Annotated in this window: 19 protein-coding genes, 1 tRNA gene and 4 pseudogenes; 16 read left to right on the top strand and 8 right to left on the bottom strand. The window is 73.9% G+C overall.

The features are described 5' to 3' along the window. The first annotated feature begins 7 nt into the window (after nucleotides 1–7). The gene (locus tag ABD363_RS23955) at nucleotides 8–865 is read left to right on the top strand and encodes a class I SAM-dependent methyltransferase (RefSeq protein WP_344606952.1); all 858 of its coding nucleotides are present in this window, start codon (nucleotides 8–10) and stop codon (nucleotides 863–865) included. A gap of 341 nt (nucleotides 866–1206) precedes the next feature. On the opposite strand, the gene ABD363_RS23950 is transcribed toward ABD363_RS23955, so the two are convergent. Beyond that, nucleotides 1207–1539 carry a hypothetical protein gene (locus ABD363_RS23950; protein ID WP_344606950.1) on the bottom strand — a complete coding sequence of 111 codons (333 nt, stop codon included), beginning with the start codon at nucleotides 1537–1539 and terminating at the stop codon, nucleotides 1207–1209. Nucleotides 1540–2218: 679 nt separating this feature from the next. Continuing rightward, a complete protein-coding gene (locus tag ABD363_RS23945) occupies nucleotides 2219–2869 on the bottom strand; it encodes a formylglycine-generating enzyme family protein (protein WP_425578020.1) in 651 nt (216 codons plus the stop codon). Nucleotides 2870–3371: 502 nt separating this feature from the next. Between ABD363_RS23945 and ABD363_RS23940 the strand changes: the two genes are divergently transcribed. Beyond that, a complete protein-coding gene (locus ABD363_RS23940) occupies nucleotides 3372–4106 on the top strand; it encodes a dienelactone hydrolase family protein (protein ID WP_344606946.1) in 735 nt (244 codons plus the stop codon). Between the two features lie 142 nt (nucleotides 4107–4248). Here ABD363_RS23940 and ABD363_RS23935 read toward each other — a convergent pair. Together ABD363_RS23935 and ABD363_RS23930 are read right to left on the bottom strand one after the other, a co-directional pair. Further along, a pseudogene (locus tag ABD363_RS23935) lies at nucleotides 4249–4551 on the bottom strand (Tn3 family transposase); the annotation flags it as partial. A 114-nt stretch (nucleotides 4552–4665) separates the two neighbouring features. Beyond that, a complete protein-coding gene (locus ABD363_RS23930; RefSeq protein WP_344606944.1) occupies nucleotides 4666–5829 on the bottom strand; it encodes a Gfo/Idh/MocA family protein in 1164 nt (387 codons plus the stop codon). A 296-nt stretch (nucleotides 5830–6125) separates the two neighbouring features. On the opposite strand from ABD363_RS23930, the gene ABD363_RS23925 reads away from it, so the two are divergent. The 7 genes and pseudogenes from ABD363_RS23925 (at nucleotide 6126) to ABD363_RS23895 (ending at nucleotide 12439) form a co-directional block, all read left to right on the top strand. Beyond that, the gene (locus tag ABD363_RS23925; protein WP_344606942.1) at nucleotides 6126–6776 is read left to right on the top strand and encodes a GntR family transcriptional regulator; all 651 of its coding nucleotides are present in this window, start codon (nucleotides 6126–6128) and stop codon (nucleotides 6774–6776) included. A gap of 168 nt (nucleotides 6777–6944) precedes the next feature. Further along, on the top strand, nucleotides 6945–7694 hold the full coding sequence (locus tag ABD363_RS23920) for a PIG-L deacetylase family protein (RefSeq protein ID WP_344606940.1): 750 nt from the start codon (nucleotides 6945–6947) through the stop codon (nucleotides 7692–7694). Continuing rightward, nucleotides 7691–8400 (top strand): annotated as a pseudogene (locus tag ABD363_RS23915) (4-carboxy-4-hydroxy-2-oxoadipate aldolase/oxaloacetate decarboxylase). Before ABD363_RS23920 ends, ABD363_RS23915 begins: the two are co-directional and overlap by 4 nt. Beyond that, nucleotides 8397–9484 (top strand): annotated as a pseudogene (locus ABD363_RS23910) (4-oxalomesaconate tautomerase). The pseudogenes ABD363_RS23915 and ABD363_RS23910 overlap by 4 nt, the downstream one beginning before the upstream one ends. Nucleotides 9485–9497: 13 nt before the next feature. Further along, nucleotides 9498–10448, top strand: a complete 951-nt coding sequence (locus ABD363_RS23905; RefSeq protein ID WP_344606938.1) for a catechol 2,3-dioxygenase — start codon at nucleotides 9498–9500, stop codon at nucleotides 10446–10448. Between the two features lie 236 nt (nucleotides 10449–10684). Further along, nucleotides 10685–12009: pseudogene (locus ABD363_RS23900) on the top strand (MFS transporter). A gap of 356 nt (nucleotides 12010–12365) precedes the next feature. Next, nucleotides 12366–12439: transfer RNA gene (locus tag ABD363_RS23895), tRNA-Pro, on the top strand. Nucleotides 12440–12674: 235 nt separating this feature from the next. Here the strand turns inward: ABD363_RS23895 and ABD363_RS23890 are convergent. Then, nucleotides 12675–13079, bottom strand: coding sequence for a MerR family transcriptional regulator (locus tag ABD363_RS23890; RefSeq protein ID WP_344606980.1), 405 nt, complete (start codon nucleotides 13077–13079; stop codon nucleotides 12675–12677). Nucleotides 13080–13130: 51 nt separating this feature from the next. On the opposite strand from ABD363_RS23890, the gene ABD363_RS23885 reads away from it, so the two are divergent. The 3 genes from ABD363_RS23885 to ABD363_RS23875 all read left to right on the top strand — a co-directional run bounded on the left by ABD363_RS23885 (nucleotide 13131) and on the right by ABD363_RS23875 (nucleotide 15431). Further along, the gene (locus ABD363_RS23885; RefSeq protein ID WP_344606936.1) at nucleotides 13131–13562 is read left to right on the top strand and encodes a PPOX class F420-dependent oxidoreductase; all 432 of its coding nucleotides are present in this window, start codon (nucleotides 13131–13133) and stop codon (nucleotides 13560–13562) included. A 762-nt stretch (nucleotides 13563–14324) separates the two neighbouring features. Further along, entirely contained in the window at nucleotides 14325–14447 is a 123-nt protein-coding gene (locus tag ABD363_RS23880; RefSeq protein WP_344606934.1) for a putative leader peptide, read from the top strand. Between the two features lie 120 nt (nucleotides 14448–14567). Further along, nucleotides 14568–15431 carry a glutathione S-transferase C-terminal domain-containing protein gene (locus ABD363_RS23875; protein WP_344606932.1) on the top strand — a complete coding sequence of 288 codons (864 nt, stop codon included), beginning with the start codon at nucleotides 14568–14570 and terminating at the stop codon, nucleotides 15429–15431. Nucleotides 15432–15798: 367 nt separating this feature from the next. Here the strand turns inward: ABD363_RS23875 and absR1 are convergent, their stop codons facing one another. After that, nucleotides 15799–16884, bottom strand: coding sequence for a beta-glucuronidase AbsR1 (gene absR1, locus ABD363_RS23870; protein WP_344606930.1), 1086 nt, complete (start codon nucleotides 16882–16884; stop codon nucleotides 15799–15801). 77 nt (nucleotides 16885–16961) lie between these two features. Between absR1 and ABD363_RS23865 the strand changes: the two genes are divergently transcribed. Beyond that, nucleotides 16962–18785 carry a LuxR family transcriptional regulator AbsR2 gene (locus ABD363_RS23865; protein ID WP_425578019.1) on the top strand — a complete coding sequence of 608 codons (1824 nt, stop codon included), beginning with the start codon at nucleotides 16962–16964 and terminating at the stop codon, nucleotides 18783–18785. A 41-nt stretch (nucleotides 18786–18826) separates the two neighbouring features. On the opposite strand, the gene ABD363_RS23860 is transcribed toward ABD363_RS23865, so the two are convergent. Continuing rightward, entirely contained in the window at nucleotides 18827–21394 is a 2568-nt protein-coding gene (locus ABD363_RS23860) for a CHAT domain-containing protein (protein ID WP_344606978.1), read from the bottom strand. A gap of 192 nt (nucleotides 21395–21586) precedes the next feature. Between ABD363_RS23860 and ABD363_RS23855 the strand changes: the two genes are divergently transcribed. The 3 genes from ABD363_RS23855 to ABD363_RS23845 are packed head-to-tail and all read left to right on the top strand — an operon-like array spanning nucleotide 21587 to nucleotide 24188. Continuing rightward, a complete protein-coding gene (locus ABD363_RS23855) occupies nucleotides 21587–23017 on the top strand; it encodes a S8/S53 family peptidase (protein ID WP_344606926.1) in 1431 nt (476 codons plus the stop codon). A 59-nt stretch (nucleotides 23018–23076) separates the two neighbouring features. Next, nucleotides 23077–23652, top strand: a complete 576-nt coding sequence (locus ABD363_RS23850; protein WP_344606924.1) for an RNA polymerase sigma factor — start codon at nucleotides 23077–23079, stop codon at nucleotides 23650–23652. Then, complete coding sequence (locus ABD363_RS23845; RefSeq protein WP_344606923.1) at nucleotides 23649–24188, top strand: hypothetical protein; 540 nt, start codon at nucleotides 23649–23651, stop codon at nucleotides 24186–24188. The genes ABD363_RS23850 and ABD363_RS23845 overlap by 4 nt, the downstream gene beginning before the upstream one ends. A 208-nt stretch (nucleotides 24189–24396) precedes the next feature. Here ABD363_RS23845 and ABD363_RS23840 read toward each other — a convergent pair whose 3' ends face one another. Then, a complete protein-coding gene (locus ABD363_RS23840) occupies nucleotides 24397–25206 on the bottom strand; it encodes an N-formylglutamate amidohydrolase (protein WP_344606921.1) in 810 nt (269 codons plus the stop codon). Nucleotides 25207–25223 lie beyond the last annotated feature (17 nt).

The following is a 25223-nucleotide window of genomic DNA, read 5'->3' as shown; positions in this document are numbered from 1 at the left end:
TTCAGCCATGGGGCACTTCGCCAACACCGCGCAGGCCGAGGCGTGGAACGGATACGAGGGCGCGCAGTGGGCCCGCAGCCAGGAGCGCTGGGACGCCGTCAATGACGGCTTCAACCAGCCCCTCCTCGACGCCGCGGCCATCTCCGAGACTGATGCCGTGCTGGATGTCGGCTGCGGAGCCGGCCGCACCACCCGCCTCGCGGCCCGGCGTGCCGCACGCGGCCGGGCGCTCGGCCTGGACCTGTCGGGGCCGATGCTGGGCAAGGCCCGGGAGAGCACCGCACGCGAAGGGGTCGCGAACGTGGCCTTCGTGCAGGGCGACGCCCAGGTTCACCCGTTGGACGCCTGTGCGTTCGATGCGGTCATCAGCCGGTACGGCATGACCTTCTTCACCGACCCGGTCGCCGCGTTCGCCAACCTCCATCGCGCACTGCGCCCCGGCGGCCGGCTGGCCTTCATCTGCGCGGCGGAGGCCGAGGCCAACGAGTGGCTCGCCGCGCTGGTCTCGCTCAAGGACATCCTGCCGCTCGGCGAGTTCGGGAAGGCCGACGGTCCCGGCATGTTCTCCCTGGCAGATCCCGGCCGCATCCGCGACCTGCTCGCCGCCGGCGGGTTCGACGAGGTGGAAGTGCACAGGGTCGAGGTGGCGGGGAAATGGGGCGCCGACGCGGCGGACGCCGCGGCGTTCCTGCTGGACTCCGGTCCCGGGCGTCACCTGCTCGATCAGGTGACCCCGTCCGAGCAGGATGCGGCGCGCCAGGCACTGACGGCCACCCTGCGCCGCCACGAGGCGGACGGTGGGGTGTGGCTGCGCAGCAGTTCCTGGCTGGTCACCGCCGTGCGCGGCGATTCAGCACACGGCTGAGCCGTATAACCCGCCACGCAACCGGTGAACCCGTACCCACGACAGCCCTTATGGACGTCGAGCGTGCGGGTTCATGCTGTACGGCGTTCCGCGATCTGTGAACCCGCGCGCTTCCGACCGCTCCGCCCAAAAGGCCGGAGAACAGGAGCGAGGTCACGAATATGTCGAGGCCGAGGTCATCTCCCTCGGAGCCTCCAGCCCCCCGGCCGACCGCAACCCGACGCTCTGGTTGCGAGACGCCCTGCATGCAGTCGGCGCTCGACATCTGCGCCATCGCGGCCCACACCGCTACGTCGTCCGTCAACTCCCCTCGACCAGCCACGGGATCAATAGGGGTATGGCTAGTCACCCATGAACCACAAGTAGCTGCCCGGTGTCGCCGCACACGCTTCGAGCAGCTCGTCCAGGTCGAGCAGAGCCGCCTTCTGCTGGTCGTCAGTACACCTCTGCGTCAGGGTTGCGATTTCCTGGCGAGCGACTTGAGCTTCCTGCTCGTTGAACAGCGTGTCTCCGTACGGATCCACCCAGCCGAGCTTGCCCGAGCCATGCCGGTCAAGGCTGTTCAGCACTCTCGCCGATGCTTCACCGTGCTCGTATGAACCCCGCAGCAAGGTGTCCCGGGACGGCCCTTTCCGCGCGGGCCGCCCCGAGTGCAGTTCCAGCTCAATCCCCATGCCCCTCCTTCAGCCTCGGACACCGAAGCTTCGCAGAGATCATTTGTCAGACACGCCTTGGGGGACATGTCCCTGAAGGGGGTGGCCAGGTTCATCATGTCGTCCTCGGGCTGCGGAGGCCCCGAACGTCGCCGCGAAGCACAGGGCGACCACGAGCATCAGCACCGCCGACTCGCCATGCTCCGACAGGTCCTCAACGACGACTCGTTGCCCCTGCGGAGCCGGGCTGCGGCCGCGCTCGTTCTCCTCTGCGCCCAGCCCGTCACTCGCATCATCCAGCTCACCGTCGACGACGTCGCTGACGATGGCACCACCGTCATCGTCAGGCCGGGAGACCCGCCGTCCCCCCCTCCCGGAGCCCGTCGCGGACCTGATGCGGGCATACCTTCAGTCCCGCGAGCATCTGCCCTACGCCAGCAGCAGAAGCTCCCGCTGGCTCTTCCCCGGACGCCAGCCCGGGCAGCCGATGAACCCGGTCAGCCTCCAAGTCCATCTGCGCAAGATCGGCGTCCCTCCCCAGCGTGGCAGGGTCTCCGCGATCCGCCAACTCGTCCTCCAAGCCCCGGCCCCCGTCATCGCAAAGGCCCTCGGCTACCACGACAAGACCGCCACCCGCCTCGTCACGGAAGCCGGCGGAACCTGGAGCCGATACGCTCCTGGGGATCACACACGGTGAGGATCAGTCCCTGACAGACCGTGCGATGCGAAAGCCGACGTCGTCGACTTGGAAGGTCGGGTGGCTACGGCGGCGCACGGAGGCCCGGCAGCTCCAGTGCTCGTCGAACCAGCCACCGCCGCGCAGCACACGATAGGTGCCATAGACCTCGGCGTCGTAGACGTCCCAGCACCACTCCCAGACGTTGCCGAGCATGTCGTACAGACCCCACGGGTTCGGCCGCTTGCCGCCCACGTCATGCACTCGCTCCTGCGAGTTGCCGCGATACCAGGCGACCTCGTCGAGCGGCCCGTAACACGGTCCGGTCGTCCCGGCCCGACAGGCGTGTTCCCACTCGGCCTCGGTCGGCAGCCGGTACCCATCGGCGGACGGATCCGACGCGATGCCTTCACCCTCGGCAGGAAAGCGGTAGGCGGGTGTGAACCCGTCACGCTGCGACAGAGCGTTACAGAACCGGACCGCGTCCCACCAGGAAACACCCTCCACGGGTAACTGGTCCCCCTGAGAGGTTCCCGGCCGCTTCCCGGTGATCTGTGCGTACAACGCCTGAGTCACCTGGAACGCCGCCAATTGGTAGGGCGCAAGCTCGACCGACCAACTGCGTTCTGTCCGCCGGTCCGACAGCGTCACCTGTCCCGGCGGGACGGCGATCATTTCGCTTCCTACGCCCGTGTCCATGAGCAGGTGATCCTAATCCCACCCCTGGCGGCCCGCACGCACGGCCCATCACCATGCAGACACCATGGTCCGGCCGATCAACACTCACCGTGATGAAACCGGCGCGCCGCCTGTCGAATACGCGACGCCTCAACATGCGAGCTCACCAGTCCCGAGACCGGGGCAAACCGGGCACGGCCCGGTGGGGGGGCGCGATCTCTCGGAACTACTCATTTCCGCGAGTGCGAAGCGTGACGGCCGTTACGTTCCGCTCTCAGTCATGTTGTCGTACCGAATGGTCGGGGTGGTGGACTATGTTGTGGGGATGACTACCGGGATGGCATCGCGCCGCACACGGATTGGTGACCCGGTGCTCTCCTGAGCGCCGCACGGGCCAGTGCGGGCCCGCTGTTCGATCGAGGTTCTTGCGCTGCTGCGCGGGCTCCGCCTCCGTCGTGTTGATCACAGGCTCGGCACATCAACCACGACAGGAGATTTCATGCCCGTCAAGAAACTGCAGATTCCCACCGCGGACGGCCAGGCCGACGCGTTCGCCGCCTTCCCCGAAGGTGGCGGACGGTACCCGGGGGTGCTGATGTACGCGGACGGCTTCGGCATCCGGCCCGTGCTGCGGGAGATGGCCCGCGAACTGGCCGGGCATGGGTACTACGTGCTCGTCCCCAACCTCTTCTACCGGCACGGCCCGGCTCCGGTGATCGAGCTTCCTGAGCACATTGGAGACGAGGTCCGGCCCGCTGTCTTCGCCCAGCTGATGCCGATGATCGAGGCGCACACCACAGAACGTGTCCTGAGCGACGCCGACGCCTACCTCAGGTTCCTCACCGCTCAGCCCGAGGTCGACGCCGGTCCGGTCGCGGTGACCGGCTACTGCATCGGCGGCCTCCTGGCGACGCGCACCGCCGCCGCTCACCCCGGCCAGGTGGCCGCCCTCGCCGCATTCCATGGCCCGGTGGGAGTCGACGGGCCCGACGGCCTCTCGAAGCTCACCGCTGAGGTTCACTTCGGCCACGCCGAGAGCGACTTGACGCCTGAGGCCCTCGGCGAGCTCGATCAGGCCCTTGATGCCGCAGGTGTCAGCTACACCTCCGAGATCTACCCCGGCACCGTCCACGGCTTCACCATGTCCGACACCGACGCTTTCAGCGCCTCCGGGCTGAAGCGTCACTGGGACCGCCTGCTCCCTCTTTTGGGCCGCGCCCTGGGTAACAGTTGAGGCTCCGGCTCGGAGGCCGCACCTGAAGTACACGGCTCTGCGCCAGCTGGCCAATGCCGCCCGGGGCCGCGCCCGCATTGTGAACGACCGGTGATCCACCGTTGCGCAGGGCCGCCCCCGCCAGCGCGGGGGCGGCTCCGGTTCAGGCGGCAGTGCCGAAACCAGCTGTGACCAGGTCCTGCCCACGCAGCGGGGTGAAGTCGACGTCCAGCTTCGGGTCGTACTCCTCGGGCTGGAGGCCGAGCTCGTGCGTGGAGTACTCGCCGAATCGGTTGATGTGTTCCGTCGGGTACGGCGAGGTATGGGCCAGGTCCTCCGGGTCGATCTCCCAGCCCTCCTCCAGCAGCTGCCGGACGGTCTCCGCGATGTCCAGGGCGTTGTGGAACACCACGGCGTTCGTGAGCAGCGCGTTGAACTTCATCGCCTTCTCCGCTCGACCGGGTCGTTGTCGGCGATGACGCCGCGGTTGCCGAACCCCAGCGACGGGGAGAAGCCGTTGAACGCCTCGACCTTGTTCGTCGCGTCGCCCCGGGTGCGGACCGGTCCCGGCCGGCCGGTGTCACACGTCCGCGTCCACCGCGACCCAGGCGCCGCTGTCCGCGGAGCGCGCCATCGCCTCCAGGACGGCGGCGCTGTGCACGGCGTCCGGCAGCGTCGCGCCGTACGGGGCGCCCTCGGCGACGGAGCGCAGGAAGCGGTAGGCCTCGATGACCTTCAGGTCGTCGTAGCCCATGGCGTTGGCGGCGCCCGGCTGGAAGGCGGCGAACTCGCCGTGGCCGGGACCGACGTACACCGTGCTGACCGGCTGGTCCTGGTAGGTCGTGCCGCGGCTGACCGCCAGCTCGTTCATGCGGCGGAAGTCCCAGAACACCGCGCCCGTGGTGCCGTGCACCTCGAAGCCGTAGTTGTTCTGCTCGCCGACCGAGACCCGGCAGGCCTCCAGGACGCCGCGCGCGCCGGAGGCGAAGCGCAGCAGGCAGGAGACGTAGTCCTCGTTCTCGACCGGGCCCGGCTCGCCGCCGGTGGCGCGGCCGTGCCCGGCCGTGGCGCCGGCCGGGCGGGCCCGCTTGGGCAGGAAGACCGCCGTGTCGGCGGTCAGGGACGCGATGTCGCCGAGCAGGAACCGGGCCAGGTCGGCGCCGTGCGAGGCCAGGTCGCCGAGCACCCCGCTGCCGCCGCGCTCCCGCTCGTACCGCCAGGTCAGGGCGGACTCGGGGTGGGCGGCGTAGTCGCTGAACAGACGGATGCGGACGTGGGTGACGGTGCCGATCTCACCGGCGGCGATCAGGTCGCGGGCGGCCTCCACGGCGGGCGCGTTGCGGTAGTTGAAGCCGACCGCGCCCTGGACGCCGGCCTCGGCGACCGCGTCGGCCACCGCGCGGGCGTCCCCGGCGGTCAGGCCGACCGGCTTCTCGATCCAGATGTGCTTGCCGGCCTCGGCCATCGCCACGCCGATCTCGCGGTGCAGGAAGTTCGGGGTGGTGATGCTGACCACCCGCACCCGCGGGTCGGCGGCCACCTCGCGCCAGTCCCGGGTCGTCGTGGCGAACCCGAACCGCGCGGCGGCCTCCTCGGCCCGGCCCGGCACCTCCTCGGCGACCGTGACGAGTTCCGGGCGCAGGGGCAGCCGCGGATAGTGGTGCGTCACGCGCGCGTACGCCTGGGTGTGCACCCGGCCCATCCAGCCGAAACCGACGACGGCGACGCCGAGCGTGTCCACCATGGGTGCCCTTCTTCCGGACCGTTCCCGTACCTGTCCGGCTCACCCTGGGCGCCGGTGTCCGAGGGTGTCAAGGCTGCGACGGCCGCCCTGGCGACGCGGCGTCCCGGGAGCGCGCCACCCGTGGGCACGGCGTTCCGGAAGCGCGCCGCTCCCGGGAGGCCGGCCGTCCCGGCGCGGACGGCCGGGACGGCCGGTTCCCTGCGGCCATTCATACAGCCAATACAGCTAACGAAATTGTTGACCATCTTGTCTGGCTAGATTTAGGTTCGACAGGCACTCATTCAGGGAGGGCAACGATGCCGACACAAGCCCGTCCGAGCACCGGGGAGCAGGCCAGGCAGCACGCGCTCGCGCAGCTGCGGCAGGCGATCCTGCGCGGCGAGATGGCGCCGGCACAACGGCTGGTGGAGAACGAGCTCGCCGAGCAGTTCGGTGTGACCCGGGCCAGCATCCGGGCGGCGCTGATCGATCTGGAGGCCCAGGGCCTGGTCGAGCGGATCCGCAACCGCGGTTCGCGGGTGCGGGTGGTGACCGTGGAGGAAGCGGTCGCCATCACGGAGTGCCGCATGGTCCTCGAAGGGCTGTGCGCGGCGAAGGCGGCCGTCGCGGCCAGCGACGAGCAGCTGGCCGAACTCACCGAGCTGGGCACGGCGATGACCAAGGCCGTGGCCGACGGCGAGCCGCTGACCTACTCCGAGCTCAACCACGACCTGCACACCCGGATCCGGGAGTTCTCCGGCCAGCGGACGGCCCTGGAACTGCTGGAGCGGCTCAACGCCCAACTGGTGCGCCACCGCTTCCAGCTGGCGCTCCGGCCGGGACGCCCCCAGCAGTCCCTGAACGAACACCTGGCCATGATCGAGGCGATCGAGGCCAGGGACCCGCAGGCGGCCGAGGCGGCCGTCCGCGCCCACCTCGCCAGCGTGATCGAGGCGCTGCGCGACTGAGCCGCGCGGGGCGGGCGCACACCTGTCCACCACGGCGAGCGAGCCGACGGGACGCGTCCCGCCGGGAGCACGAGCGTACGGGCCCCGCGGGGCCGGGCACGCCTCGCGTTCCCGGCGCGGTGCGCGGTGCCCCGGAGGCGCACCGCCCCCGAAGGAGGGATTCGAGCAATGACGCACGGCAACGCGCCCGCCACCCCACGGTCCACACTCGTCGTCACCGCGCACGCGGGGGACTTCGTGTGGCGCGCGGGCGGCGCCATCGCCCTGGCCGCGTCCCGCGGCGAGAAGGTCACCATCGCGTGCCTGACCTTCGGCGAGCGCGGCGAGTCCGCCAGGGCCTGGCGCGAGGGGAAGAAGCTGGAGGAGATCAAGGCGCTCCGCCGGGAGGAGGCGGAGCGGACCGCCGCCACGCTCGGCGCCGAGGTCCGCTTCTTCGACGCCGGGGACTACCCGCTGACCCCCACCCCCGAACTGACCGACCGGCTCGTCGCGGTCTACCGGGACACCCAGCCGGACGTCGTGCTCACCCACCCCGCCGAGGACCCGTACAACGGCGACCACCCGGCCGCCAACCGCATGGCGCTCCAGGCCCGCGTCCCCGCCCAGGCCATCGGCTACCCCGGCCCCGGCGAGATCATCGGCGCCCCGCCGGTGTTCTGCTTCGAGCCCCACCAGCCCGAGATGAGCGGCTTCCGGCCCGAGGTCCTCCTCGACATCACCGAGGTGTGGGACACCAAGCGCAGGGCCATGGAGTGCCTCGGCGCCCAGCAGCACCTGTGGGACTACTACACCGACCTGGCCGTGCGCCGCGGCGTCCAGCTCAAGCGGAACGCCGGCCCCAATCTGGGCCTGCCGCACAGGACCATGGCCGAGGCCTACATGCGTCCCTACCCGCAGGTCACCAAGGAGCTGGCGTGAGCGGCGTGATCGTCACCAACCCCCGAAGGCGGACCTGAAGGACGTCGACGCGCTCGCCGGACACGGCGTGGCCACCGTGCACGAGGCGATGGGCCGCACCGGCCTGCTCGGCCCCGGCATCCGCCCGATCCAGCAGGGCGTCCGGGTCGCCGGCACCGCGGTCACGGTGCTCAGCCGGCCCGGCGACAACCTGGTGATCCACGCCGCCGTCGAGCAGTGCGGCGAGGGCGACGTCCTGGTCGTCACCACCACCTCGCCCTCCACCGACGGCATGTTCGGCGAGCTGTTCGCCACCGCCCTCAAGCGGCGGGACGTGCGCGGACTGGTCGTCGACGCCGGTGTCCGGGACACCGCCGAGCTGCGCGAGATGGGCTTCCCGGCCTGGTCCGCGGCGGTGTCCGCGCAGGGCACGGTGAAGGCGACCGGCGGCTCGGTCAACGTGCGGGTCGCGATCGACGGCCAGGTGATCCACCCCGGCGACGTGATCCTGGCCGACGACGACGGCGTGGTCGTCGTCCCCCGCGAGCGCGCCCGGGAGGCCGTCGAGGCGTCCGAGGCCCGCGAGCGCAAGGAGGCCGCCTCCCGCGCCGCCTTCCTCGACGGCCGGCTCGGCCTGGACCGCTACGGGCTGCGCGAGAAGCTCGCCCGGCTCGGCGTGGTGTACCGGGCGTACGGCGACGGCGCGGGCGAGGGGGAGGGCTCGTGAGCGGGCCCGAGGGAGTGCGCTGCATGCTCCTGCGCGGCGGCACCTCCAAGGCGCCTACTTCCTGGCCGAGGACCTGCCCGCCGACCCCGCCGCCCGCGACGGGCTGCTGCTGCGGATCATGGGCAGCCCCGACCCGCGCCAGATCGACGGCCTGGGCGGGGCGCACCCCCTGACCAGCAAGGCGGCCGTGGTCTCCGCCTCGGCCGACTCCGGGGCGGACGTCGACTACCTGTTCCTGCAGGTGGCCGTCGACCGGCCCGAGGTGACGGGCCGTCAGAACTGCGGGAACATCCTGGCCGGGGTCGGCCCGTTCGCCGTGGAGCGCGGTCTCGTCCCCGCCGGCGGCGACGAGACCGCGGTGCGGATCCGGATGCTCAACACCGGGGAGCCGGCCGTCGCCCGCTTCCCCACCCCCGGCGGGCGTGTGGCGTACACCGGCGACGCCGAGATCTCGGGGGTGCCGGGCACCGCCGCGCCGGTCGTCATCGAGTTCCCGCAGGGCGGCAGCCCGCTGCTGCCCACCGGCAGCGTCCGCGACACCGTCGCCGGCACCGAGGTGACCTGCGTGGACAACGGGATGCCGACCGTGCTCGTCCCCGCCCGCACGCTGAAGGTCACCGGCTACGAGTCCCCCCGCGACCCGGAGGAGGACACCGCCCTCGCCGGCCGCCTGAGGGAGATCCGGCTGGCGGCCGGACGCCTGATGGGCCTCGGCGACGTCGAGAGCGCCACCGTCCCCGAGCTCACCCTGCTCGCGCCGCCCCGGCACGGCGGCGCGGTCACCACCCGCACCTTCATCCCGGTGCGCTGCCACACCTCCATCGGCGTCCTGGGCGCCGCGAGCGTGGCGGCGGGACTGCGCCTGCCGGGCGGGGTGGGGGAGGGCGTCGCGGAGCTTCCGGAGCGGGGCGACCGGGTCCGCATCGAGCACCCCACCGGGTTCCTGGACATCGACACCGACGTCGACACCGGCGGCTTTGCCCCGGCGGTCCGCCGCACCGCCGTGGTCCGCACCGCACGCAAGATCTTCGACGGCACCGTCTTCCCCCGGTCCGCCGACCCCACCCCCGCACAAGGCCGTTAAGGAGGACCCGAGGATGACTCCGCCCCTCGGGGACATCGCCCACCTCGGGCACGTCGAACTGCTCACCCCCGACCTGGACCGCAGCCTGGAGTTCTGCACCGACTACCTCGGCCTGACGGTCGACGGCGAGCGGGGCGACTCCGTCTACCTGCGCACCTGGGACGACTACGAGCACCACAGCCTGGTCCTCACCGCGCACGAGACCTCCGGCGTCCGCCGCACCGCCCTGCGCGCCTCCAGCGAGGAGGCCCTCCAGCGGCGCGTGAAGGAGCTGGAGGCGGCCGGCCACGCGGGCCGCTGGACGGAGGACGAGCCGGGCATCGGCAAGCTGTACGTCACGGCCGACCCGGACGGCCACGAGCACGCCCTGTACTGGGAGACCGAGTGGTACCGGGCGCCGGACGACCTCAAGCCCGGCCTGAAGAACCAGCCCCAGGCCAAACCCGGCCGCGGGGTCGGCGTACGGCGTCTCGACCACGTCAACTTCCTCGCCGCCGACGTCGCCGCCAACGCCGACTTCCAGCAGCACGTCCTCGGCGCCCGGCCCACCGAGCAGATCCGCATGGACGACGGCAGGATCTCCGCGAAGTGGCTGTCGTTCACCGACAAGTCCTACGACGTCGTCTACACCGAGGACTGGACCGGCTCGCGCGGGCGGCTGCACCACGTCGCGTTCGCCACCGACACCCGCGAGGACATCCTGCGCGCCGCCGACCTCGCCCTGGACACCGGCGTGTTCATCGAGACCGGCCCGCACAAGCACGCCATCCAGCAGACGTTCTTCCTCTACGTCTACGAGCCGGGCGGCAACCGCGTCGAACTGTGCAACCCGCTCACCCGCCTGGTGCTGGCGCCGGACTGGCCGCTGACCACCTGGACCGAGGCCGAACGGGCCAAGGGCCAGGCCTGGGGGCTGAAGACCATCGAGTCCTTCCCCACCCACGGCACGCCGCCGACCGCCTGACCGGCAACCGCACCGGGGGTGGGCCGCGCGCATGTCCTGCGCGCGCCCCACCCCCTTCGTCATACGGCCGGCCGACCCGGCGAACTTGATTGCCGCTGAGATTGTCAACAAAAGCGTTGACACTTACTGGGCGGGTCCCTACCGTCCAGCGCACCACCGGGTCAGCCGCAGGAGCCGCGCACGACCCGCCACACCGCCCCTTCGGGCAACGCCTCCCGGACGAGAGGAAAACAACGATGTCCTCCTCCCCCGCCCTGTCCGCCCGCGGCAGCGGACTGGCCGCGCTGGTCCTCGTGCTGTGCTGGCTGGCCGTGCTCTTCGACGGCCTCGACATGTTCGTCCACGGCTCGGTGCTGCCGCACATGCTGGAGCAGAAGGCCCTCGGGATCACCTCGGCCCAGGCCCGCGACCTGGGCAGCTACGCCACCTTCGGCATGCTGGTCGGCGCGCTGACCGCGGGGACGGTCGCCGACCGGATCGGCCGCAGGAAGCTGATGGTCGCCTGCGTCACGCTCTTCTCGCTGGCCTGCGGCCTGTGCGCGGTCTCCGGCGGCGTCGCCGTCTTCGGCCTCGGCCGGACCCTCGCCGGCCTCGGCCTCGGCGGCCTGCTGCCCACCGCGATCAGCATGGTCTCCGACTACGCCCCGCGCGGCCGGGGCGCCCTGACCATCGGCCTGCTGATGACCGCCCACCACGCCGGCGGCATCCTCTCCGCCTACGTGGCCCTGTGGGTCGTCGAGCCGCTCGGCTGGCGGGCCGCCTTCTGGATCTGCGTGGTGCCGCTGCTGTTCGTGCCGGTGCTGCTGAAGTTCCTGCCGGAGTCGCTGAGCTTCCTCCTCGCCAAGGGCCGCGCCGAGGGGGCCCGCGCCCTCGCGAGCCGCTACGCCGTCGAACTGCCCGCCGTCAGGGCCGACGAGCCGGCCGCCGCCGACCGCTGGACCAGCCTGCTCAGCCTCTTCCGCGGCGGCGAGTGGACCCGGACCCTGCTGTACTGGCCGGCCTCCTTCGGCGGACTGCTCCTCGTCTACGGCGTCGCCACCTGGCTGCCCACCCTGATGCGCGGCGAGGGCTACGAGCTGGGCTCCGCGCTGACCTTCGTCGTCCTGTTCAACCTCGGCGGCATCGTGGGCATGCTGGTCGCCGGCCGCGCCGCCGACCGCTTCGGCGCCCCGCGCATCTCCGCGATCTGGTTCGCGCTGACCGCCGGCGGGGTCTTCCTGCTCAGCGTCCCCATGCCGCTGGCGCTGACCTTCACGGTCGTCTTCCTCACCGGCGTGTTCCTCAACAGCGCCCAGACCATGATCTACGCGAACGTCTCCATCCGCTCCACCCCCGACAGCCGCGCCACCGCCGTCGGCTGGACCTCCGGCATGGGCCGCTTCGGCGCCGTCTTCGGCCCGTGGCTGGGCGGCCGGCTGCTCGCCGCGGACAAGGGGACTGGGGCTTCACCGCCTTCGCGCTGGCCGGTGTGGCGTCCATGCTCTTCATCGGCATCGCCTCCCTGCGCTCCGCGCCGAAGGAGCGCGACAGCGCCGGACGATCCCTGGTCGGCGCCCATTGAGCGCTCGGCCCGCCCCGGAACACCGGGCCGGCCGGCCGCCGGTCAGGAGGTTCCGAGGCGCCGGCCGCCTCGCCGAGCCGCGGGGCGTCCCGGCCGCCGAGGCCGGCTCGGCGGTGCGCGGCGACCTCCCGCGCACCCGCCCCGCCGCGTACATCGGCTCACGGCAGGCCTGGAAGACCCCCGAGCCGTCGTCCGGCGCCTCGCGCACGGCCCGCTTGGCCGCCGTGCGGCCCGCGAACCGGTCCGGCCACGAGGCCGGCGCCTCCCCGGGCCCCTGGCCGGCGACCGCCGGGCCGGTCCCGCACATGCGGTAGGGTTGACCTGCGTGATCACGCGGCTCGCCGTGCGACACGCATCGGGACGTGGCGCAGCTTGGTAGCGCACTTGACTGGGGGTCAAGGGGTCGCAGGTTCAAATCCTGTCGTCCCGACTTGTGGGAGCCACAGGTCAAGGGCCGGTTCCGGAGACATCCGGAACCGGCCCTTGATCATGTCGGGGCTCGGGTGGGAACCGGCGGCCCGACCGGTGCCGCCGGGCCGTGCGGCCCGGCCCGGCGGAAGACGTGGGCGCGGACCGCGCCGGGGTGCCCGCGGCCCGCCTCGACGGCCGCCCGGTCCACCGGGCGGCCACGGGCGGCGGCGGACGAGCGGTCCGGTGGTGCACCGTCACCGGCACCCGGGGACTGCTTCGCTTCCCAGGCCTTCGCCGGCGCGGCCCGCCCGGCCCTCGGCGGCGGCGACGTGGTCGCGCAGGGCCTGGCGGGACTTCAGGAGCGCGTCGATGCGGGTGTCCAGGTCGCGCAGGCGGGCCCGGAGAACCGCCAGGAGTTCCGGGCAGGGTTCCAGATCGGGGGCCGTACCGGTGGCGCAGGGGAGAGTGAGGGCGATCTCCTGGGTGGACAGCCCCGCTTCCAGGAGTTTCCTGATCTGGACGACGGTGAGGACGGCGTCGTGGGTGTACTCGCGGTAACCGCTGGGGCCGCGAGCGGGCTTGAGCAGACCCTGGGACTCGTAGTAGCGCAGCAGGTGCGCGTGGACTCCGGTCCTGCGGCTCAGTTCTCCGATGAGCACCCCGTGGTCCTCCTTGACCTTCATACCGGTGTGAAGGTTGATGATCCTGCCATGACCGCTACCTCCTTCAATCCCCATGCGCTGCTGGCCAGGAGCCGGCTCGGCGTCCTCGCGACGATCAAGGCGGACGGCCGTCCGCAGCTCTCTCCCGTCATGCCCTTCTACGACGAGGCCGCCCGTGTCATCTACGTGTCGACGGGCGCCGGCACGGCCAAGACGGCGAACCTGCGCCGGGATCCGCGGGCCACGCTGGAGGTGACCAGCGCCGACGGCGCGTCGTGGGCCACCGCCGAGGGCATCGCGACGCTCACCGGGCCGGGGACCGACCCCACGGGACCCGAGGTCGAGGCGCTGGTGCACTACTACCGCGTCGCGGCCGGGGAACATCCCGACTGGGACGAGTACCGGTCGGTGATGGTCTCCGACCGCAGGGTGCTCATCACGATGACGGTCGACCACGTCTACGGGGCCGACATCGGCTGACGGACGGCAGGAGCAGCAGGAGGACCGACAGGAAACGGACCGGCGGGACCAGAGGCGGCACGCGGTGCCTGCGCGACCGGCCCCTCGCGAGAGCCGATCACGCAGGCGTCCGTACGGAGGTCTCAGGCGCGCGGCAGGGGCTCGCCGCCCTGCCCCCTCGGCACGGAGATCACGCCGCGCGGGCCCTTGTCCGCCAGGGCGGTCCCGGCGTCCGTGAGGTGGACGGACGGTTCGAGGCACGGGGCGTTCGCGGCGCCGGCGGTGGGGAGGACGAGGATCGCATGGGCGCGGGTCAGGTGTCCGGACAGGGTGGCCCGGCGGTCCCGCCCGGTCCTGTCTCCGGGTGACCGGAGACGGCGACGCGGACCGGTCGTGGAACCCCGGGCCGATCGTCGGGCCCTTGCTGCGGACGTCCCCGAAGGGCACGCCGGGGCCGTGGTCCTCGCGGACCGGACGCCGCGCGCTTTCCACGACCGGACGGGAGCCGACGAGCACGCCGCCCGGACCGGGCGGCGGCACACGCACGGCTCCGGCGTCGCGGCCCGGCCTCGCTCCGCCGGAAGCCGGCGTGGGCGAGGGATGAGCCGGGACGGCATCAGGGATCCACAGAGGGGTGGCCAGGAGGTTGGGGGACGAGGGTGACGGCCCCCTTGCCGCATCCGTCCTCCCCGGGCCGCGCTTCCGCCCGTGGACACCCACTTGACGTCACGCGGGACCGGATCGACACTCCAAAGGGAATCCTAGTGAACGGGTAGGGAAAGCATGGGGCGCCTTGAGCCGGTCACCCGCCGAGCGAGCCGTACGGCTCGGCGCTCGCCGCTGCTGACCTCCCGACGCCACATCGACCTGCTGCGCGTCTGCAGCGCGATCAGCCCCGCGGGCTGAGCCCGGCCCGTTCCCGAGCCGACGTCCGCACCCGAGGGGTGCCCTTCCGTCGGCGTGCCCGCCCCGGCCCGACGTCGCCTCCGCCGCGCGTGCGTCCACGCGCCCTCACCCGGGAGAACCATGTCCGTCACACCGCTCGCCCCCGTTCCCCCGCACCACGCCGCCCCCGCGTTCCGGGGACGGATCGGCCGCGATCCGCGCAGCGGGCACTACGCCGTGCCGCGCCGCTACCGGCTCCACCTCACGCCCGCCTGCCCGGACGGGCTGCGCATCGCCGTGGTCCACGGCCTGCTCGGCCTCGACGGGATCTGTCCGGTCACCGTCCTGGACCCCGTCCCCGACTGTCCCGACGGCGGCCACGCGGCGCTGCGCCCGCTGTACGAGGCGAGCGCGCACCGGTACGCCGGCCCGGCCGCCGCGCCTGTCCTCAGCGACGACTGGTCCGGCCGGATCGTCAGCACCCACGCCCCCGACATCATGCGGGACCTCGCCCGGCGCTTCTCCACCGGCGGCCCCGCGCTGTACCCCTGCGACGCCGAGGCGGAGACCGAGGCCGTGGAGCGGCTGTGCGCCGAGGGGATCGACGCGGCGGCGCAGCGCGCCGGGCGGGCCGACGCCGACGCCGCGGAGCGGGCGGCGGCGCTGGAGGAACTGCTCGGCACGCTGCGGGCGCTGGACGAGCGGCTGACCGGCCACCGTTACGTCCTCGGCGACGGACTCACCGCCGCCGACGTCGAGTTGTGGGTCGCCCTGGTGCGGCTCGACACCGTGCACCGCGCCCACCTCGACGCCACCGCGGTGCACCGCATCGCCGGCCACCCCGCCCTGTGGGCCCACGCCCGCCGCCTGACCGGCCATCCCGCCTTCGCCGCGCACCTCGACCTCGACGCCATCGCACGCCGCCACCGGGTCCGCTGCCGGGGCCTGGAAGCCGCGGGCGCGGCCGTCCAGATCCTCGACTGGACCGCGTACACCGGCCGCTAGGCGTGCTGTCCGGGGACGTCGGTGACACGCGTGCCGGATGCCTGAACGGATGAGGGCCTTCCGGGTCCGGTGCGGACTGCGACAGCTGCGCCCGGCCGCAGGAGGCCCTCGTCTCCCGCCGCGATGCCCCGCCGACCCCGGCCGCGGGCTGCGTCCGGCCCGGTGCGTCGTCGAGGACGGCCGGCCGCTGCGGCGGGCCGCGGAACGTGTCCCGGTCGGCCACCACCACCGCCGCCCGCTACCGGTGGCCGGGCGAGGCGGACGTGGCGTGGCCGAGAACGTCACCCTCCCCCGAAGGTGACGTTCTCGGCCGTTCCCCCGGCGCCGGACTGTGGTCCATGCGTCCGTGCGGTGCGGCCCCGTGCTGTCACCAGCACATGACCGCCGTCTCGCCCGACCCCCATGAGGAGTACAGGCGCACACGGACGAAGTAGCGGCGGCCCTTGACGAACCGGGCCCTGATCGTGGCGTTGTCCGGTGTTCCCCCGTCGTCCTGCCCGGCGAGGTAGCGGGGCTCCCCGTCCCGCTCCTCGAAGACCACGAGGACGGTGTCGCCGTCGCCGAAGGTGCCCACGGTGTACTCGCGGGTCTCCGGCGGCTCGATCGTGAAGTCGGCCTGCTCGCCCGGTCCGAGGCGCAGCGGCGCCGAGCGGAACGGCATCAGCGCGGGCGGGCGCGGCGAGCCGGCCGGCGGATACCAGCGCAGGACGAACTCCTTGTCGGCGGCGGACAGGGCGCCGGGCGGGTGAAGGCCCGCGCGGTACTGCTCCGGCTCCAGGATCAGCCCCGACGGGAAGGGATACTCCATGATCGACTGTGGGTCCCAGACGGAGCCGTTGACCTCGTCCGGGGCGAGCTTGCGCAGGATGTTGAAGAACGTCCGGTCCCGGTTCCAGTGGTTCGGAGGGCCGGCCAGTTCGGCGTACACGGCCTCGTCGTCCCAGTGGATGCCGGCGAGCGGGCTCTGGTGCTCGTGGAGCATCCCCAGCGCGTGCCCGATCTCGTGCAGGGCCGTACCCCGCTCCCCGGGCGCGGTCAGGTCCCACCCGAAGTTCATGGTGCGGTCGTGCGAACCGACCCGGAGCGCGTCCTTGCCCACGGTCGACCAGGAGCCGTCGCCGGACTGGAACCCGATGCGCAGTTCGGCCTCCGAGCGGTCCTCCACCTCGACGAACGACAGACCGATCCCGAGGTCCTGCCACTCCGCGAAGCACTCGCGCACCACGTCCCGCTGTTCCTCGGCGCCGGCCCACGGCACCCAGCGGTTCTGCCCGGTGCCCGGTACGGCGATGACGGATCCGTCGGTGCCGGCGTCGAAGAAGTAGTAGTGCAGCACGGTGCCGTTGACCCACATCCGCTGCCCGCTCACGAGCGCGCCGAGCCGCTCGGCGGCCAGCCCCGGCGCATGAGCGGGGGCCGACGCCTGCGCGAGCGAGCAGTAGCGTGCGGTCATGGGTCCAAGACTGCCGTCCGGCCCCGCCGGGGACCTGAGTCGGGGGCTACTCAAGTCGCCCTGTATCAGGGGTGAGTATGCGCGCTCCTGTTGTCGTGACGATTTTCGAACGGGACGCGAAGACACTGGAGCTGCCCTGGCCCTTCACCGGGCGGGAGGACGAACGGGAACTGGTCCGCCGGTCCGCGGCCGCCGGACGCCCCGGCCTGGTGGTGACGGGCCCGGCGGGCTGCGGCAAGACCCGCCTGGTCACCGAGGCCGTCCGCGGCGCCGACTGCGTCCGCGCGGCCGGCACCGCCGGGCTGGGGCAGGTCCCCTTCGCCGCGTTCGCGCACCTGCTGCCCGAACGGGTCACCCCGCACCGCGCCGTCCGCCTGCTGTCGGGTGCGCGGCTGCTGCTGGTCGACGACGCCCACCTGCTCGACGACGCCTCGGCCGCCCTGGTCCACCAGCTCGCCGTGCACGGGCGCACCCGCCTGCTGGTCGTCGTCACCGACGGCGCCCCCGCGCCGGACGCGATCTCCCGGCTGTGGACCGGGGACCTGCTGCCGCGCCTCGCCCTGGAGCCGCTGCCCCCGGAGGAGACGGCCCAGCTGCTCACCGGCCTGGAACCGCTCACCGCCCACCGGTTGCACCGCCTGTGCCGGGGGGACCTGCGGCTGCTGCGCGAACTGGCCGGCGCGGTGCGCGAGCGCGGCCTGCTCGCCCCGGTGCCGGACGCGGACGGGCAGGCGTGGCGGGGCCCGCTGCCGCTGACCCCGGCCGTCCGCGAACGCGCCGCCCCCGTCCTCGACCGCGCCCGCCCCGAGGAGCGCGAGATCCTCGACCGCCTCGCCTTCGCCGACCCGCTCCCGCTGCGCCCGGACACCCTCGACCTCGCCGCCCTCGAACGGCTCGAGGCCGACGGCCTGGTCCGCGTCGACGACCTGCCCCGAGAGCCCGGCTCCGCTCGGCCGGGGGACGCGCCCACCGCCGTCCGCCTCGCCCACCCCTTGTACGGCCCGGCGCTGCGGGCCGCGGCCGGCCGGCTGCGCGCGCGGCGGCTGGCCCGCACGCCGGACCGGTGCGGCCCCGCCCTGGAGGCGGAGGCGGCGGCCCTGGCACGACGGATCGACCTGGCCGACGTACGGGAGCTGCCGACGCCCGTGGGGGAGTGGCTGGTGGCGGAAGGGGCGCCGGTGCCGGCCGGATACGCGGCCGTGCGCGCCCGGTTCGCGCGCCTGCGCGGTGAGCTGCGGGAGGCCGCGGCGTGGGCCCGGGAAGGCCTGCGAAGCCGCGCCGACGACGCCTCCTGCCGGGCCGAGCTCGCCCTCGCCGCCGCCCAGTCGGGCGATCCGGCGGCCGCGGGGGAGACCGGGGTGTGGCAGGCCGCCGCGCGCGGCGACATCGGCGGAGCCCTGGAGCGGGTCACCGACCCCTACGACGCCGTCCGCCTCGGCGCCCCCGAGCGGGCCGCCGGCCGGCTCACCGGCGTCTTCGCCGCCCACGCCGCCGCCCTCGCCCGCGGTGACGGGCCGGCCCTGGACCGGGTGGCCGAAGAGCTGGAGTCACGCGGCCTGCTGCTGTTCGCCGCCGAGGCGCACGCCCAGGCCGCCCGCGTCCACCGCGACCCGCGCGCCGCCCGCACCTCCCGCACCCGCGCCGTCGCGCTCGCCCGGCGCTGCCAGGGTGCCCGCACCCCGGCGCTGGCCGGTCCGGCCCTGGGCGAACTCACCGCCCGGCAGCGGCAGATCGTCACCCTCGCCGCCGCCGGCCTGAGCAACCGGCAGATCGCGGAGAAGCTCACCCTCTCCGTCCGTACCGTCGGCAACCACCTGTACAGCGCCTACACCCGCCTCGGCGCAGGCGACCGCGGCGCCCTGCCGTGGCTGGTGGAACCGCCGGCCGCGCAACCGGCGTAGGCAGGGAGGAACGGGGAGCGGGCCGTCCCGGCGCACCGGGCTCACGCCGCGCCGAACGCCGAGAACGCCCACCCCGTGGCCTGGTGCACCGCGTCCCCCGGCAGCGCGGCCCGCGCGTCGCGCAACGCCTCCGCCAGGGACAGCCCGGCGCCGATCCCCTTGTGCAGCGCGAGCATCAGCGGCACCACCGCGGCGTCGTTGACGGGCGCGCTGCACGCCACCACCCCGGCCGTGCCGAGCGGCAGCAGCGCGGTGACCAGGCCGAGCAGTTCGTCGGCGCCGACCGAGGCGAAGCGGGCGGTGTCGCAGCAGGACAGGATGATCCGGTACGGGCTGCGGGCGAGACGCTCGAAGTCGTGCACGATGAGGGGGCCGTCGGCCATCCGCAGCGAGGAGAACAGCGGGCTGTCCGCGCGGAAGACGCCGTGCGCGGCGATGTGCGCCAGCGGGGCCCCGTCCAGCTCCTCCAGCACGCGCGGCACCCGCGCCTCCGCGCCCTCCAGCACGGTCGGCGTGCCGTACCGGCCGGCCAGTTCGGGCACCTCCGCGCCGCCGGTCGCCAGGCCCGGGCCGCGCACCAGCACCGGCCGGACGTCGGGCGGCGGCGCGGTCTCCCGGGCGCGCAGCCAGCTGCTCGCCGACGGCGACACGCTCACCACCCGCTCCCGCAGCGACGGCAGCAGCGCCCACGGCACCCGGTGCAGCCGCCCCGGCGGGACCACCACGACCGGACCGGACCCCAGGTGCGCGGCGGCCGGGCCGAGCAGCAGCTCCTCCAGACGCCGGCCCGCCGCCTCCACCACCGGGAGCCGGGCCTGCGCACCGGGATGGGCCAGCCGCCGCAGCCCGGCCTGCACGTACTCGGCCTCCCGCTCCGCCTCCGCCAGCAGCCCGGCCGTGAACCGCCGCACCCGTCCCTGCCCGCACAGCAGCACCTGCACCCGCCCGTCCAGCACGACGAGCTCCACCAGCCGCACCTCGTCGCCCAGCCGCTCCAGCAGCCGCGCCGGGTCGAACCGGTCCCCGCCGCCGGGCGCCTCACCCCGCATGTGCAGCGTCCGGGAGCGGATCTCCCGCTCCAGCCGCCGCTGTTCGCGTTCCAGCACCGGGACGGGCCGGCCCTCCCTGCGGGCCTCCTCCGCGCGCGCGGCGATCTCCCGGAACGCCGTCATGCCGCTCAGCAGCGCCGGGTCGGCCGGGGGCCGGGCGGGCGGCGCGGTCAGCACCGTGGCCCGCCAGCGCTCGCTCCACACCAGCAGCCGCCGCGGCCCCCCGGAGACGAGGCTGGCGCGCTGCGCCAGCGCGGCCAGCTCCGCGCCCTGCGCGGTGGCGCGGGCCCGCAGCTCCGAGGCGCCCAGCGTCGTGCGGTGGTCGTCGAGCACGTCCAGACCGCGCCGGCAGGCCTCCAGCACGCCCCGGACCGACCCCGCGGCCTGCGCCCGCAGCGCTTGCGCCGCCCAGCCCGTCATCCGCGCCAGCGGCGGCCCGCTGTGCCGGCTGCGGGCGGCGACGGCCAGGTGCCGCTCGGCGTCCGCCGTCCAGCCCAGGTCCAGCGCGATCCGGCCCGCGAGCAGCGACGCCTCCGGCGCGGCCGGCGCCCCGAAGGAGGCCAGCTTCCCGGCCACCGCGGCGGCGTCCGCGACCAGCCGCCCCGAGCCGCGCCCCGCGGCGTGCCGCGCCTCGGTCAGCACCAGCCGGGCGTGCGTCTCCCACCAGGTGCGCCGCTGCCCCGCGAACAGCCGTACGGCGACGGCCGCGCGCGCGACGGCGGTCTGCGCGTCGTCCGCCAGCCGGGCGGCCCGCGCGGCGGCCAGCAGCAGCTCCGCCTTGCGGGTGGACTGCCCGCCGATGCGGTCCAGCGCGGCGATCGCCGCGTCCGCCTCGGCCAGCGCCTCCGGGGCGAGCCCCGCGGCCATCAGCACCTCGCAGCGCCGGATGCTCAGCATGAACGTCGGCGTGCCGAGCTTGGCGTAGCGCTCCTCGGCCTCGTCGAGCAGCCGCAGCGCCGCCGGGATGTCGCCGGACCGGAACGCGGCCAGCCCCCGGCTCTCCACGGCGTCGGCCTTGTCGTGTTCCTGGCCGGTGGTGTCCCACAGCGCCTCCGCCGCGGTGAAGTCGGCGTCCGCCCGCTCCACCGCGCCCAGCGCCAGGTGCACCGTCGCCCGCAGCGTCAGCGCCCGCGCCGTCCAGATCACGTCGCCCGCCTGCCGCAGCACGGGGATCGCCCGCCGCACGTCCTCCAGCGCCTGGCGATGGTGGCCGAGCACCCACCAGACGTAGGCCCGCCGGTACAGCACCCGCGCGCGCGTGTGGCCCGTGCCGCGCGCGACACCCCGCTCGAAGGCCGCGAGGCCCTGCCGGGTGCGCCCGGTGTGCACCAGCGCCACCCCGAGCGTGGCGAGGACGTCCGCCTCCCGGTCGGCCGACTCGGCGCGGGCCGCGAGGGCGCGGGCGCGCCGCAGATGGGTCAGGGCGAGCCGGGTGTCGCCGAAGTCCCGCTGCCAGATGCCGATCACCTGGTGGGCGACGGAGGCGTGCAGCGGCGGGGGATCGGTGTCGAGCACCCTTTCCGCCCTCACCCGCGCCTCGTTGGGGGCGGCGAACACCATCGGCAGCAGTTCGAGAACCGAATCGCTTCCCGCTGTCACCTTACGGATGGTAGTCCCCGGGAACCACGCCCCACAGGTCCGTGTCTGTATCAATCAGCGATCCACCGGCTCTGATTGACGACATCGATCGACGACATCGATCAGCGATCCCCCGCTTCGATCGACGACCGCCGCCTCAGTGGGAGGACCCGCATGGCACCACAGCGATTCCGCGAGCAGTTCGACCAGATCCAGCGCTCCATGCCCGACGTGCCCCTGGCGGCGGGGCCGGACGACTCCGCCGAGTTCCTCTACGAGCGGGGCGTCGTCCTGGTCCGCGACGGCGAGGACGCCCGGATCGTCGAGGACACCGTGCGGGCACACTTCACCCGGGCCCCCGACCTGACCGCGGACCATGTGCGCCGGGCGGGCCCGGAGACCAACCGCAGCGGCATCACCCGCATCCGCGTCGGCGACCCGGGCGAGGGCGGCGGGCAGGGCGACCGGGCCGTCGCCCAGGCGCTGCGGGCGGTGCGGGAGCGGGAGGACCGCGCCGGGCGCCGGCTGGTCAGCCGCAACCACGTGGTGCACATCGCGGTCAACGCCTGCCCAGGCGACGAGCCCGTGCCCGCCCCGCGCACCGCGCAGCCGAACCCGGCGGCGGCCGGGACGGCGTACGACCCGGACACCGCCGTCGGGGTCCTCGTCGTCGACACCGGCCTCGTGCACGACTACCGCTCCTACCCGCCGCTCGCCCACGCCCGGGGCGACGCCCAGGTCGAGGAGTGCGACGGCGACGGCGTCCTGCGGCAGTACTGCGGGCACGGCACGTTCATCGCCGGGCTCCTCGCGGCCGTCGCGCCCAACACGGACCTCACGGTCCTGGGCAGCCTCAACGACGCCGGCGCCGTCCTGGAGTCCGAGTTCGGCGAGAAGCTCTTCGAGGCCGTCGACCGCAACGGCTGGCCCGACATCCTCAGCCTCTCCGCCGGCACCTCCAACGGCCGCACCGACGGACTGCTCGGCGTGGACGCCTTCATGCGGGAGCTGCGCGCCCGGCGCACCCTGCTCGTCGCGGCCGCCGGCAACAACGCCGGCGCCACCCCGTTCTGGCCCGCCGCCTACGCCGACCTGCCCGGCTACGAGGACGCCGTGCTGTCCGTCGGCGCGCTGCGCAGCGACGGCGAGTCCGGCGCCTGCTTCAGCAACCACGGCCCCTGGGTGAAGGTCTACGCCCCCGGCGAGCGCCTCACCAGCGCCCTCACCGGCTTCGACAAGCCCGTGCCGTACGTGTACCAGCACTCCACCTACGACGCCTGCCGCTACGGCTTCGGCTACGGCTGCACCTGCCAGTACCCCGGCCACACCGGCGTGCTGAGCGACGAGAGCGCCGGCGCCAAGCCGGACCAGGTGATGTTCGAGGGGCTCGCCCAGTGGAGCGGCACCTCGTTCGCCACCCCGGTGGTCGCCGGCCTGATCGCCGATCACATGACGGCGCACAAGGAGACCGACCCGCGCGCCGCCCGGCGGCAACTGCTCGCGGGGAACACCGCCCGCGCGGAGATGCGCGGGACGACGGTGCCGGCACTCGTGCCGCCCACCTGGCGCCCGGTGCCGGTCGTGCAGCCGGCTCCCGCCGCGTGAGGTGCGGAACCGCCCCCGCCACGGCGTACGATGACGTGTCGTACACGAGGGGTGGGGCCGTGGACCGTACAGATGTCGGGGCGCTCGTCCGATCCGCCGCCGACGGCGACGCGGCGGCCTGGAAGGCGCTGGTGGAAGGGCTGGGCCCGCTGGTGTGGTCCGTGGTGCGCGCGCACCGGCTCTCCGACGCGGACGGGCACGAGGTCTACCAGACCGTGTGGTTCCGCTTCGCCCAGCACCTGGGCCGCATCCGGGAGCCGGACAAGACGGCCTCGTGGGTGGCGAGCACCGCGCGCAACGAGTGCCTGAAGGTGCTCAGGACGGCGCGGCGGCTGACGCTCACGGACGATCCGTACCTGCTGGACCGGGTCAGCGAGGACCGTACGCCGGAGCAGTCGGTCCTCGACTCGGAGGAGGCGGCCGCGCAGAGCGAGCGGGTGCGGCATCTGTGGCAGGAGTTCGAGGAACTGGGAGAGCGGTGCCGGCAGCTGCTGCGGGTGCTGATGGCCTCGCCGCCGCCCAGTTATCAGGAGGTGTCCGCCGCACTGGGCATCGCCGTGGGCAGCATCGGACCGATGCGCCAGCGGTGTCTGCGCCGGCTGCGGGCTCGGCTGGAAGCACGGGGGGCGGCATGAACGGCATGCACGGCAAGCGTTTCGAGGACGGCCGTTTCGAGGACGGCCGCCCCGGCGGTGACGCGTCCGACGGCGCGGGCACCGGCGGCGGGTTCGGCGGCGGCCTCCTGGAGGAGGTGCTGGAGGAGGAGCTGCGGCAGGCGGCCGCCATCCTGGACCCGGTGCCGCCCGAGCTGCGGCAGATCGCCGTCGACGCCTACGCGCTGCACGACCTGGACGCGCGCCTCGCCGAGCTGACCTTCGACTCGCTGGTCGACGGCATCCCGGTCAGGGGCGCGGAGGATCCGCCGCGGATGCTGACCTTCAGCGCGGGCGAGGTGACCGTCGACGTCGAGGTGACGGAGCAGGGCCTGATCGGTCAGGTGCTGCCGCCGCAGCCGGCCCGCATCGAGGTGCTGAGCGGGCCGCAGGCGGCCCGGCCGCTCACCGCCGACGACATGGGCCGGTTCACCGCCGACACGCCGCCCACCGGACCGTTCGCCCTGAAGCTGCACGCCGGCGGGGACGTGGTGGTCACGGAGTGGCTGCGGGCCTGAACCGGGCGCCGGGCCGGGCGGCCCGGGCCGCGGCCCGTGACACGGGGCGCGGCGCGTGACGTGCGGCGCACCGGTGCGGCCGGACCACGGCCACCGATGACCGGTTTCCCGGCGTGACACGGGACCCGGGCCGCACCGGCTCGGGCCGCGCGCCGGAAGCGCTCCGGCCGGTGCCCGGACCGGACCGCCCGGGTCCGGGCACCGGCGGTCAGCGGGAGACGGCGTCGACGAGGGCCGCCAGGGCGGCGGCGAGGCGGGGCAGCCCGGGCCCGGCGGGGCCGCCCGGCTCGGTCATGTACGTGTCCCGGCGGATCTCCACCATCAGCGCGCCCACCTCGGGCCGCTTCCGGTAGAACTCCAGCGGCACGTAGGTGCCGCTGAACGGGCTGTCGAGCCCGGTCTCCCCGCACTCCTCGAACGCCTCGCGCGCCTTCGCCAGCAGCTCGGGAGGGGTGTGGAAGGCGTCGGTGCCCAGGCAGACCGGCGGGCGCGGCCCCTCGCCGTGCAACTCGTACGGCAGCGCGGCGGTGGGGTAGGAGTGGACGTCGATGATCACGGCTCGTCCGGTGGCGGCGAGCCGGTCGGCGACCGCCTCCGTCATGGCGCGTGCGTAGGGACGGAAGTACCGCTCCACGAGGGGCCCGGGGTCGGTGTCCGCGGGCCGCAGGGGCGCGCGGTGGGTGGTGCGCGTGTACACGGCGCCCATCCCGACGGCGAGCATCTCCTCCCGCTCGTCCGGGAACCGCTCCGGGTCGACGACCAGCCGGGACAGCCGGTTGACGAACCGCCAGGGGGCGACGGAAGCCAGCCGGGCCGCCTCCTCGGCGATCCGCGCGGTGTGCGCGTCGGTGATGTGGTCCAGCTCCCGCTCCAGCGCGTCGTCGTCCAGCACGATGCCGGCGCGCACGGCGGGCGGGATCTCCCGCGCGGAGTGCGGCACGTGCAGGATCACGGGGGAGTCGCCGGCGCCGGGCAGCAGCTCGAAGGAGGGCGGGGCGTCGGTCGTCGGGCCGGTCATCGGGCTGCTCCAGGACT

Source organism: Streptomyces glaucus (genome assembly GCF_039533365.1).
Lineage (GTDB): Bacteria > Actinomycetota > Actinomycetes > Streptomycetales > Streptomycetaceae > Streptomyces > Streptomyces glaucus.
Note: the sequence above shows the minus strand (reverse complement) of the source record. Positions and strands in the feature narration are given on the sequence as shown.